Source organism: Paenibacillus sp. FSL E2-8871, from assembly GCF_038000345.1.
Classification (GTDB): Bacteria; Bacillota; Bacilli; order Paenibacillales; family Paenibacillaceae; genus Paenibacillus_AQ.
On sequence record NZ_JBBOBV010000001.1, the window covers coordinates 6,056,192 to 6,068,820 of the forward strand.

The following is a 12,629-nucleotide window of genomic DNA, read 5'->3' on the forward strand; positions in this document are numbered from 1 at the left end:
GATGAACAAAGTAGCCTTAATTACTGGAGCAACCAGAGGGATCGGGCGTAGTATTGCCGTGCAGCTCGGCAAGTCCGGTTATGTAGTGGTTGTAAATGGTACAAAACAAGTCTTAATCGATGAGGTTGTCCATGAGATTCGTCAGGCGGGTGGTGAGGCATCAGGATACTCTGCTAATGTAGCAGATCCAGTTGCGGTCACTGCAATGGTGGATGAGGTTATTACACGGTATGGCCGTATTGAGGTATTGATAGCTAACGCTGGGAATTTGCAGGATCAGAAATGTCTACGGATGACGGATGAAGAGTGGAAGGCTGTGCTGGATGTACATCTAAATGGCACCTACTATAGCATTCAACGCGTACTTCCATATATGCGCCAGACAGGTGGCGATATCCTGTTGATGACCTCTACGGCTGGACTAACAGGTTCTGTGGGTCAGGTGAATTATAGTGCAGCCAAAGCTGGAATACTTGGAATGACGTGGACACTAGCAGCGGAGCTGAAACGTGATCAAATTAGAGTCAATGCGATTTCGCCAGCCGCTTTAACAGATATGACCAGACCTGTCATTGATCATTTGAAAGCGAAACATGCCAGCCGTAATGATCCGTTCCCAGACTTTTGGCGAATAGGTGGCCCGGAGGATATTGCTTCCTTTGTGACTGCATTATTGAGTGAGTCTGACGCGGATTTAACCGGTGAAATCTTTGCTGTGAATGGATCAAAAGTGACGAAATGGGAGAAGCCTGCACCTGCATTTTCCGAGAACAGCATTGGGGCATTTTTCGCTACTTGGCATCGTCAAAAGGGGAGTGAATAAATGCTTACCTTCGATCAAGTTCATTTTTATTATAAAAAGGGTCAGCCTGTCCTAGAGGATATCAGCTTTACAATAGAAGCGGGGGAGTTTGTGGCGATTGTTGGCGCGAATGGCTCTGGCAAATCCACCATTGCAAAGCTCATGGACGGACTGCTGCTGCCGCGAAAAGGGGCTGTACAGTTTAAGGGCCTAGACACCACAAAGCCAGCTGATCTTGCAGATATTCATCAGCAAATTGGCTTTGTTTTTCAGAATCCAGAGGATCAATTTATCACCACAACCGTTATGGATGAGGTGCTTTTTGGTTTGGAGAACGTTCGTGTGCCAAGGGAGGAAATGCGCAGCCGATTGGAGCATGCCTTGCAGGCTGTTCATATGGAGGATTACCTGGACGCTATGCCACATCAGCTCTCTGGAGGTCAGAAGCAACGTGTCGCTATTGCGGCTATATTGGCGATGCGCCCGCAAGTCATTATATTTGACGAAGCCACCTCTATGCTTGATCCTCAGGGAAGGCAGCAGGTGCTTGCCATTATGCAAGAGCTGCATCGTCAAGGTCTGACCATTATTCAGATCACTCACCATATGGAGGAAGTGCTTTCAGCAGAACGATTATTACTCCTGCATCAAGGGAGACTTGAGTATGATGGTGCTCCACTGGCTTTTTTTGAAACGATGCCTGTTGCGGACTATCAATTACAACTGCCTTTTGCCGTGCGTGTACATGCATTGCTCCATTCAGAAGTGCCGCCAACAGCCGATTGGAAGGGGATAATTCGATCACAATGGTCTACCAATTAGATAATTTAAGTGTAAACTATGCTGATCATGTGGCTTTGCACAATATAAACTGCACCATTACTGCGGGCAAATGGATTTCGATCATCGGTCCCACGGGTGCAGGAAAGTCTACCTTTGTCAAAGTGCTGAAGGGCTTGATTCCCACCGTAAAAGGAGACTATTGGATTGATCAGCAGCCTGCTCCCAGAGATGCCAAAGGACAATTAAAGGTGGTCCCGGAGCTGGGCTTCGTGTTTCAATATCCAGAGCATCAGCTATTCGAAACTACGGTGCAAAAGGAGCTTTCTTTTGCTCTGAATCTGCAGGGTGCTTCACGCCAGCAAATCACGGAGGCGATTGAAAGGATTTTACCGCAAGTGGGTCTGTCTGAGGGCATTCTCCCGTTAAATCCATTCCAATTAAGCGGTGGAGAAAAGCGTCGTGTGGCCATTGCCTCCGTGTTGATGACGAATCCGAAGCTGCTAATTTTGGATGAACCGACAGCGGGGCTAGATCCAGCTAGCCAAGTATCTTTGCTGAAGCTACTGAAGACTTGGCAGCAACAAAATCAGCGCACCATTCTCTTCGTTTCGCATCAGATGGAGGATGTTGCTGAGTACTCGGATGAGGTTTTGGTTTTCCATAAAGGTCAGCTAGAAGGACATTTTGACCCCAGAACACTATTTATGGAAAAGGAAGAATTATTGGTGGAGCTGGGCTTGTCCATGCCTGAACCCCTACAGCTTTTGAAGCTAGTAGAGGAACTATCTGGCCAAAAAATAGAGGTTGCTAGCTGTAAAGAGCAGGATATCTTCGATGCTGTTCAGCCAATTTGGCATTCGAGGGGGCGTCTACATGGCTGATTCCGTAATAGTGGGTCAATATGTGGAGACGCATTCGATTTTCCATCGTTTAGATCCTCGTATAAAGCTTGTTAGTATCGTGATTCTCATGCTTAGCTTTCTGATGCTTGGAACATGGCTTAGCTATGCAGTTGCAACTGTTTTTGTATTCGGAATTTTGCTGCTGTCGAAGGTTCCTATTCATTTCTTCTGGCGGGGGCTGCGGCCGTTATTATTTGTTTTGCTGTTTACCCTTCTGTATAATGCTGTGTTCACCAAAGGAACGATCCTCTGGTCGTGGTCCTTTATTGAGGTAACTGAAGAGGGACTGCGAACAGGATTACGTTTTGTTTGGCGTATTATATTGCTCATCTTATTAGCCTCAGTATTAACGTTAACGACTAAACCGCTAGACTTAGCATATGGTCTTGAAAAGCTACTTGCACCTCTATCCAAAATAGGGGTACCCATAGAACAATTCTCCTTAATGATAGTGATTGCGATCCGGTTTATTCCTACCATCAAGGAGGAGTTGGATCGTATTCTGCTCGCACAAAAGGCTAGAGGTTATGACCTTACAGCATTATCACTGCCTAAACGGATATTTGCTTATGTCCCGATCATTATTCCTTTGCTCTTCACGACAATTCAACGTGCTGAACAGCTGAGCTATGCGATTGATGCGCGTGCTTATGGAAATGGTAAAGGAAGAACTTCTTATAGGGTTTTGCAATTTCAGAAAATGGATTATCTGGCAGGGGGAATTGCTCTTTTATTTGCTGTGATTCTGCTGTGGTTAAAGATAGGAAAGGTGTAGATGAAGATGAAATGGAACACCCGTATTACGGAGTTATTACACATAGAGTATCCTATTATTCAAGGTGGGCTTGCTTATTTAGGTTATGCAGACCTCGCAGCTGCCGTTTCGAATGCTGGTGGATTGGGTCAGGTTACAGCGATGAGTCTTCCGAGTGCAGAGGCTTTACGTTCAGAAATAGAACGGGTACGTACTTTGACGGACAAGCCTTTTGGCGTTAATTTTGCCATCGGTGTGCATGGTATTGGTTATGAAGATCGGGTGCAGGTCGCCATCGACGAGAAGGTTCCCGTGGTGAGTCTCACCGGTGGGAATCCGGCCCCTATACTGGAAATGCTACAGCAGACTGATATTAAAACGCTCGTGCTCGTCTCTTCACGCAGACAAGCCCAAAAAGCTGAACAATTAGGCGCTTCTGCGGTTATTGTTGTTGGGCAGGAGGGAGGAGGCCACTTGGGACGTGATGATGTAGGGACTATGGTGCTTGTTCCTCAAGTAGTTGATGCGGTTGATATTCCTGTGATTGCTTCAGGCGGGATCGGGGATGGCCGTGGATGGATGGCGGCCCATGCACTGGGGGCTGAGGGAATTGAAATGGGCACACGATTCGTTGCTACGGTTGAATGTGTTCATGCGGCTGCTTCTTATAAAAAAGCCCTAGTAGAAAGCTCCGAGTCAGATACAGTCGTAATCAAACGCTCTATCGGAGCGCCCGCGCGAGTGCTACGTAGTGAGTACATAGATAAGATTCTCGAAATTGAGCGTGTGACTCCGACTTATGAAGCCTTAAAAGAATATATTAGCGGTGCAGCCAATAAGCGCTGGATTTATGATGATGTCAAAGAAGAGGGCATCGGCTGGGCAGGCCAAGTGACAGGGTTGATCCATGATACCCCTACGGTCTCGGAACTAGTCGGCAGGATGGTCAAAGAGGCAGAGTCGATTCGCGGGATGTGGGGAATGCAGGCGTGAAGATGTCAGCAGAGCAGTTGTATCCAAAAGATGAATTAATGAACTGAAAGCTAGGTATTAGATTGACGCTGCTTTATTAAGCTAACGGGCAGGTTTGCTCAATCATCGGGCATTATCGGACTATATTATTGGGAGCGATGGTGCGGCTAATCCGAGGCGTTATGCAAAAGAAGATAATAGTTGGTTGAATCTATCACGCTCCTCCAAAAAAGGGCAATGGCCGCTGTATTGGAATGGAACTAATTGCGAATTTTTAATCAGTTTATTTGTTTCCTGAGCTTGGGTAAACGGAACGACTTTATCATGAATTCCATGAATAATTAATGTGGGCACATCGATTTGTCCAAGATCGTTGTAAACATTCTCGTCTCTTAGCGTGACCATAATGGCAGAGGTCGACCAATTCGCAGCTTGTAAACCCATTAGAAAGAACCATTCGGATTTCGCTTCAGAAATGTACTGAAAGAAAAAGCTCTCCGTTTGGTTTTGCAGCATTTTCGGACGGTCATTGTTTGTCTCTTCGATGATTTTATTCGTAAATTCTTTTGGAACGCTTGATGGAGACGCAGCGTCGATCAGGACGAGTTTAGATACCCCGTACCCTTTATAACGAGCCATATAACGAATTGAGATCGCTCCTCCGGTAGAGTGTCCTGCCAGTGTTATGTTTTTTAGCTGTAACGCTTCGATGACCATACGAAGATCATCTGCTAATCTATCGAAACCGTAACCATCGAATGGTTTATCCGAATTGCCATATCCTCTCCAGTCCATTCCGATACAACGATATCCGAGCTTAGGAAGGAAATTGAACTGATATTCGAACTGGTTATGGTTTAGCGGCCAGCCATGAATAAAAAGTATCGTTTTATTTCCCTTCGGATTGATGTCCTCTATAAATACTTTTACGCCCGGTTCCACAGTAACGAAGTATCCCAAGTGTATCGCCTCATTTTTTTAATGTATTTCCCCGTTAAGATATTCGCCCTAGGCAAGGTTAATGCCTAATTTCAGCGTCAAATTGGGTTAAGATAGTACGTAGAGATTTCTGAGGAGTAGCTTGAGTGAAACAATTTCTTCAGATCATTGAGCTCACGGGGTACGTTAGTGGAACAGCGGTTGCTTAGGCAGCCGTTTTTTTTATTTGTTCAACTAACGGGCAGATTAGTTGAACAGAACATACTATAGTTTTCTTGTGAACAACAAACTCGCGAAATTCCAAGTCGGTATTTCTATATAATAGACATCAAGATGTCTTTATCGTCTGTTTCTCCTATATTAACTGTGGTAAATTATGGAGAGTGCTTATTTAAATGTCTTAGAAGAAAATGACTAGGGGAGAAATACTTCGTGGAAACTCACTCATCCAAATATCAAATGAAAAAGAGCTATATAATATTATTGCTAGTTTTCATATTAGTTATTTTAACCGGTTTTCGCATTTTATGGATGGAAGCGTTTCAATATCCCAAACAGGCGTCAATTCATAATGGGCAATTCGATTTACGCAATTGGAATGCAGAAGATGGCAGCATTCACTTACTTGATGGGGAATGGGAGTTTTATCCCTCGCAATGGTTGATAGATGGTAGTCGGCAACAATTGTTAGGCGATAATGCGCCAAGACACATTCAGGTACCGGGAGGATGGAGTGAAGTTTTGCATGCTGACAAGCCATCTCCATACGGGTATGGCTCTTATCGTTTGCTTCTTTATGTAGACCCGGCGAAGCATCTTAATTATAGTATTCGTGTACCCAGTGTACGCACTGCATCAGAATTATATGTAAACGGTCGATTACTTACTAAATCCGGACAGGTGGCGACAACAAAGGATGAATATATTTCGAAGGACCTACCTTATTCTACAACCTTTACAGCAGATGACAACGGTGTAATCGAACTCGTGATTCAGGCGGCAAATTATGTGGATAGTCGAAGCGGGGGCATTGTCCGATCCATAAAATTCGGTTCAGAAGAAGCCATTGCCAAAGAGATGAAGGCTTCCATTTTTATGCAGTTTTTAGCAGCAATTATTTTTATTATGCACGCTGTCTATGCACTTATTTTGTATTTAATAGGAAATAAGGAAAAGAAGCTGCTTTATTTTAGTTTGCTTGCATTATGTGTAACGATCACGAGTGTCTTTAGTACGGATGAGAAGTTGTTCCATCAGTTATTTTACATTGGAATTGATTGGGATTTTAGGCTGACTAATATTGCTTTCGTTATTGCAGCCTATGCTTTGCTCCAGTGTACGAATCATCGCGAGCTTCCATATTGGCGTAGGATGTACCCTGTCTATAAAATAATGAATCTAGGGACTGCCGGCATCACGTTGTTTTTAAATCCAACTCAGGTGATCATGCTCTTCCCTATTTATTATGTATTAGGTGGTACTGCTGCAGTTATAACGCTGATTACGATGTTTAAAAAAGTAATTAAAGATTTAAAGAGCAATCTTTTACTGCTTTTCTCTTTTCTTGCGTTGATGAACTATGCTCTTTGGTCGTTAATCTTGCTGGATAGCGGTTTGAGTCTTGTCTATTATCCGTTCGATTTGATTATTGCGATAGCTTGTTTAGCCTCTGTATGGTTTAAAGATTATTTTATCATGCATGCGAACACGAAAGAGCTTGCGACAACATTGCAAAGGATGAATGACCATAAAGATCAATTCCTAGCAAATACTTCTCATGAATTTAAAAATCCGCTTCATAGTATTCTTAATATGTCACAATCCGTTTTAAAACGGGAGCGGCATTTGTTGCAGGAAAGGAGTATCAAAGAGCTTGAAACAGGTTTATCTGTAGGACGTCGAATGACATTGATATTAGACGATTTAATTGATGTGATGAGTTTACGGGAAGGCAATCCGCGCATACACAAAAGAGTCATATATATTCAGCCAATTGTGACCGGAGTACTTGATATGCTGCAATTAAATGCAGATGTGAAGTCTGTAAAAATTGCAAATCAAATTCCTGAAGATTTTCCTCCAGTAAAAGCGGATGAGAACCGGGTTGTTCAAATCGTTTTCAATTTACTTCATAATGCTGTGAAATATACGAATGATGGGGTCATTTCGATTCAAGCTTTTGTAAAAGATGGACGAGCCTATATCGTTATTGCTGATACCGGGATCGGAATGGATGAGAACATGCTTAAGCGCCTATTCCGTCCGTACGAGCAAGCCAGCACGAGTGAGACTATGATTGATGGTGGCTTTGGGTTGGGTTTAAGTATAAGCAAGCAACTGGTTGAGCTTCATGGAGGTACGTTAGTAGTGTCCTCTGTTTTAGGAGAGGGCTCAAAATTCACATTTTCATTAAGGCTAGCAGGTTTGGAAGAGGAGGAAGAGAATGATTTGACCAACTCATTTGAACCATTACAATCCATGCCGATTCAAGAAATAGCCTCCTCAGTGTATATGGAAAAAGTGAAGATTCCGCCAGCTATTCAAACAACTTTAATAGAAATGAATCGTGAACGTCCGATTCTATTAGTTGTTGATGATGATCCTGTCAACCTTCAAGTACTTGAAGCCATACTACCACCAGACGAATATGATTTAACGATGGTAACGAGTGGTAAAGAGGCATTAGCTGTACTGGACACTAAGGAATGGGATCTGGTCATCTCCGATATCATGATGCCACAGATGTCCGGTTATGAGCTGACACGAATGATTCGTGAGCGGTTTACACTCACGGAGCTCCCTGTATTGCTCCTTACCGCAAGAAGCCAACCGAAAGATATTCAGAGCGGCTTTATAGCGGGGGCAAACGATTATGTGACGAAGCCAGTGGAAGCAATAGAAATAAAATCGCGGATTGAGGCGTTAGCTACGATTAAACAATCGGTTCGAGAACAACTGCGATTAGAAGCTGCATGGCTGCAAGCGCAAATCCAGCCTCATTTTATATTTAATGCGTTGAATGCTGTAACAGCTTTAAGTGATATTAATTTGGATAAGATGCGTATTTTGCTCGATGAATTCAGCAATTTTCTGAGGAATAAATTTGAATTTCAAAACATGGATAGGCTTGTTCCGATAGAAGAGGAGTTAAGTCTAGTACGTTCTTATCTATATATTGAAAAGGTTCGGTTTGAAGAAAGGTTACAGGTTATTTGGGAGACAGATGACTGTGGGGACATAAAAGTCCCATTTCTTACGATCCAGCCTCTCGTTGAAAATGCGATAAGACATGGCATAATGAAGCGCAATCGTGGAGGAACGATTCTTATTCGGATTTCTGTCTATGAGACGCATGCAGAGATAACCGTTGAAGACGATGGGGACGGAATAGACGAGGTCCAATTGCAAGGAATATTAGAAAGGAAAGCAGATAGTCGTTCAGGCGTCGGATTGATTAATACTGATCTGCGATTAAAACGACACTTTGGAACAGGACTCCATATCACAAGTACGTTAGGTACAGGGACAAAGGTAACTTTTCATGTACATAACAGGTTGAATAGTGGGGATAAAGCTAGGTGATAAATAAGTGATTTAATGAGGAGCAACCTTGGCCGCTCTATGCTACATGGAAATACGACTCTATGTACTTTGCAGGAGTGATCCCGGATCCTAAAGTAATGTCTGAGGCGGATTTTGAACGGTGGATTGAGGCAGCTATGCTATCGGATTTTGTGGTAGCAGTAACTTTGGCAGTAACGGATATTGCGCAAGAACTAGCCGATAAATGGATTGCAAGTGGTGTATTTTGGATGCGATCAGCGAAGAAACATGTGGAAAGGCGGGAGACGATGAACGCACTACAGGAAGAAGCGCTGGAAGAGATGAAAGCGGCAATTTATGAGTGGTTTGAGGAACAAGAGAAACGAAAGGACGTGGAGGGCGCTGTCAAGCGTACCACGCTGCAAGTGGGCATTTTTAACGACATTGTGCTGGATTATCGACCGGGTAGGACTAGCGTTGGCAGTTCGGATTTTAGAAGGAATGCTTCAGGGCGCAAGTCGATGAAGGCGTCTCCTTTTACGCAGGAGGAGGTCTTGCATGAGGTGCAGCCCCGGTTGACGAGCATCGTAAGGGAGAAACTGAACAAGTTGCATACGTCGGCCCTTATCGATTACCGATTTACCTTGAAGGGAAGATTCGCAACGGCAGACGGGCCCGTGAGATTAACGGTGTTTGACATCATATATGAAGAGAAAAAGCGGCAGCTTCTGGAGCGGGTTGAGTCCTATATCGAGCAAAAACTGGAGAAGGGTGCTTACCCGACAAAGCCGTTAGAAACTTTCTTTTTGACACGCCATCTGTTGGACCCGTATTTGTTCAACGAACCGGACGTCGGACGGACGATTGCTATATTTGACCGGATTCAGGCGTTGAATAAAGAACGGGCGCAAGCGCTGAGGGAGCATCGCAGCGATATCATTCGAGCTTTAACCCACTGGACCGAGGAAGTATTCCTGCCACGTCACTATGATGTTACGCTTTCCGAATACAGAACCAATGAAAATGGAATCAAGCCGGATAAGGCTCTCAAGCATATGGATGAGCCGAACCAGCCTATCGATCTGCTGTTGTACGGCGCTGTGATGATTCTTCGTTACGAGCCAAGTTACAGTAAAGCCAAGGGCATGACTTTTCTGGAGCTTGCGAGGCAGCTGGGCAGCGGCAAAGCCGAACGCATGTTGAAGGAAGGTAGCGACACCTTCGCGCGTGAAGACATTCATCTGCGTGACGAGTTGACTGAATGCAAGGCTAACGATGTGTTTTCCATCATTACGGTCGTTATTCGTAAAGAAGAGGCTGGTGCGTACGAACGGGCGATTTCGTTCATTCTCTCCCTACTCCGGAAGGGTTTCCCAAAAAGCTACAAAATCAAGCTAAAATCCAGCGTGAGAGAGGCATTACCCATTAAAGGACTTGCCAAATCGGATACGCATCGTTTTTTCGCAAATGCACTGGCCTATTCCGAGCTGTATCCGTTATTGGAGGAATACGCTCGTGAGGCGATGGAAGAGTTCGTGTGGTACGAGGATACGGAAGGTGAGAAAAGCGTCATGCCGGGCAGTTATGCCGTATTCGGGTTGGGACTCACGGACGAGCGTTATTTTCCGTTGGTAGAGACCTATATGGCCCTTGTAGACGAGGAGCATCAGCTGGTGCAGGACAAGTTCACGGCTGTTTTCGCCGAGACCCATGGCATAACCGAACGCTCGATGCCCGCCTTGATCGCTTGCCTGCGTTGCTCTCATGATTCGCTGAAGCTGAGGATTCAGCCTGAACTGGAAAGTGAAGACAAGCTATCGCTATTGGTGCAGCATGTCGAGGCTTTGGCGGATTACGAGGCCGAACGAGTGCTGTATCCGATTTTAGGCAAGGCGGAGAAGCTGGCTGTATTGGCTCGAAAGGCGCAGGAACCGCGTAAGGGGCTGTTGCTTCGATTGCTAAAGGCAGCGGAACAAGCTTGACGATAGGGAGGCTATCCTGTGTGAAGATCATTTGCAAATTAGCATACCACGTCAAAAAACCTTGAGAAGACGATCGAAGCATTAAGAGCGTTAAGCGAAGGAGCATGCCGCGGCAGCTTCTTTTACTTTTTTCGCCGCTAGCCCCGTTACGGTGAACCTTACCATAAGTGACATGTGATAGATCTTTTGAAACAAGAAGCCGAAAACTTCTGAATTTTTGTAGAGATTTCAAACACGTTTATCATAATAAAAAATACACCTACAGCGATTGGGGATTAGAAAACTTATAACTGTGAGAGAATTCTGGAAAATACAATTGCAGTTGTTAGGAATGTATTTTAACACAAAGTTTTTGAACAAACGGGAAACGTTAGTTCAATGACAATAGCAGCAGTCTACTTATTTTTCAAAAGCTGGCGATTCTTCAATTCAAAAACCACGCTAAATCAACAGCTCCAGTCTGATACTTTATTTTCACTGAACAGCTCGTTTCTATTCAAGCGCTAATATAATGTGGAAATGGCAGATGAAATGTTGAAACTCACTTATAAAACAAGAGTTTGTAAGGTTGAAAGGGATTATAGATTTGAAAGGGTCTGAACAAGTCGAGTATGGTGCGGGAAAAAAGAGAAAGCCCATCACAATAAGTTGAAAGTGATTCTTTTCCAACTTATTAGGGATGGGCTATCTTTGATTCTAATATTTTTCGGATACTCTTGATATTTTCTTTTCTACAAATGAAGAATAGTCAGTTCCTTAGGGAAGCTTGTTAAGGTTTCCGCACCTTCAGCTGTAATAATCAGATCATCTTCGATACGCACACCCGCTAGTCCCGGTACATAAATCCCTGGCTCAACGGTGAATACATTGCCGATCTCGATAATGTCATCGTTCTGTCCATGGAGTGATGGATATTCATGAACATCCATACCCAGTCCGTGTCCGACACGGTGCAAGAAATATTCTCCGAATCCGGCTTCCTCAATCACATCACGCGCAGCTTTGTCGACAGAACCGAAAGGAGCTCCAGGATTGGAAGCAGCGATCCCAGCTTCGTTGGCAGCCAGCACGGTGTTATAGATCGTGATTAGCTTGTCGTCCACGGATTCAATAGCAAAGGTACGTGTAATATCAGAAGCATAACCATCAGCATACACCCCAATATCAAACATCAGGAAGTCGCCTGGCTGAATGACCCGGTTGCCTGGAACACCGTGAGGCAGAGCAGTTTTCGGACCAGAAAGCACCATAGTGTCGAAGGAAGGGCCGGAAGCGCCAACCTTTTTCATTAGATATTCCAGTTCCGCTACTAAATCGTTTTCTGTAACGCCTGTTTTCACATGGGTAAGCACGCGGCGCAAAGCTTCCTCAACTAGCTCAGCGGCATGTTTCATGCGTTTAACTTCATCTGGGGTCTTTTTGGAGCGCATGCTGCGCAGCAATGGACCTATATCACTAAAACGTTCTGCTGGAACGGCTGCGGTTAGATGCTCAAAACGGGCTACTGAGAAATGTTCCTTCTCTATACCAAGAGTACCTAGCTTACTGCTGCCGAAACAATCTTTAAGCAGGTTATAGGGATTATCGGTATCATTATGAGTTATGATTTTGGTGACCGAAGAAGCTGCTTGAGCCGCTTCTGCATCTAGTGCGGGTAGAATGAGCATTGGCTCTTCTCCGCGTATCAACAGCAGACCGAGAAAACGTTCATGCGGATCGCTGGCGAATCCGGTTAAATAGTAGACATGTTTGGGATCTGTTACGAGCAGGGCATCAAGGCCTTCGCCCGTCATTTGCTGCTCTAGGCTTGTCAGAGCATTATTCATAGTTGGTGTTCCCCTTTCAACTTCACGATTAGAACTGCAATATTCCTATTATAGATCAAAAATAGACTAGACGCACGAGACGGACTACATCTATCGTTGGCTAATCATAACATGCCTATTCGCAAG

The 12,629-nt window shown here is 44.4% G+C and carries 9 protein-coding genes; 7 read left to right on the forward strand and 2 right to left on the reverse strand.

All coding sequences use genetic code 11. The annotated features are described in order from the left end of the window. The first annotated feature begins 1 nt into the window (after position 1). Genes NYE25_RS27230 through NYE25_RS27250 form a run of 5 tightly spaced genes read left to right on the forward strand, consistent with a single transcriptional unit; the run spans position 2 to position 4,234 of the window. Positions 2–823 (forward strand): SDR family NAD(P)-dependent oxidoreductase, encoded by an 822-nt coding sequence (locus NYE25_RS27230; RefSeq protein WP_341147324.1) that lies wholly within the window; start codon positions 2–4, stop codon positions 821–823. Beyond that, positions 824–1,624, forward strand: coding sequence for an energy-coupling factor transporter ATPase (locus tag NYE25_RS27235; RefSeq protein WP_076298261.1), 801 nt, complete (start codon positions 824–826; stop codon positions 1,622–1,624). After that, positions 1,609–2,466, forward strand: coding sequence for an ATP-binding cassette domain-containing protein (locus NYE25_RS27240; protein WP_341147325.1), 858 nt, complete (start codon positions 1,609–1,611; stop codon positions 2,464–2,466). The genes NYE25_RS27235 and NYE25_RS27240 overlap by 16 nt, the downstream gene beginning before the upstream one ends. Continuing rightward, positions 2,459–3,262 (forward strand): energy-coupling factor transporter transmembrane component T family protein, encoded by an 804-nt coding sequence (locus tag NYE25_RS27245; protein ID WP_341147326.1) that lies wholly within the window; start codon positions 2,459–2,461, stop codon positions 3,260–3,262. The genes NYE25_RS27240 and NYE25_RS27245 overlap by 8 nt, the downstream gene beginning before the upstream one ends. A 6-nt stretch (positions 3,263–3,268) precedes the next feature. After that, positions 3,269–4,234, forward strand: coding sequence for an NAD(P)H-dependent flavin oxidoreductase (locus NYE25_RS27250; RefSeq protein ID WP_341147790.1), 966 nt, complete (start codon positions 3,269–3,271; stop codon positions 4,232–4,234). Between the two features lie 159 nt (positions 4,235–4,393). On the opposite strand, the gene NYE25_RS27255 is transcribed toward NYE25_RS27250, so the two are convergent. After that, entirely contained in the window at positions 4,394–5,173 is a 780-nt protein-coding gene (locus tag NYE25_RS27255; RefSeq protein ID WP_076298258.1) for an alpha/beta fold hydrolase, read from the reverse strand. Positions 5,174–5,584: 411 nt separating this feature from the next. Between NYE25_RS27255 and NYE25_RS27260 the strand changes: the two genes are divergently transcribed. Next, positions 5,585–8,734 carry a hybrid sensor histidine kinase/response regulator gene (locus NYE25_RS27260; RefSeq protein ID WP_341147327.1) on the forward strand — a complete coding sequence of 1,050 codons (3,150 nt, stop codon included), beginning with the start codon at positions 5,585–5,587 and terminating at the stop codon, positions 8,732–8,734. 269 nt (positions 8,735–9,003) lie between these two features. Further along, entirely contained in the window at positions 9,004–10,677 is a 1,674-nt protein-coding gene (locus NYE25_RS27270; RefSeq protein ID WP_341147791.1) for a DUF6138 family protein, read from the forward strand. 731 nt (positions 10,678–11,408) lie between these two features. Here the strand turns inward: NYE25_RS27270 and NYE25_RS27275 are convergent. Then, on the reverse strand, positions 11,409–12,503 hold the full coding sequence (locus NYE25_RS27275; protein WP_076298256.1) for a M24 family metallopeptidase: 1,095 nt from the start codon (positions 12,501–12,503) through the stop codon (positions 11,409–11,411). Positions 12,504–12,629 lie beyond the last annotated feature (126 nt).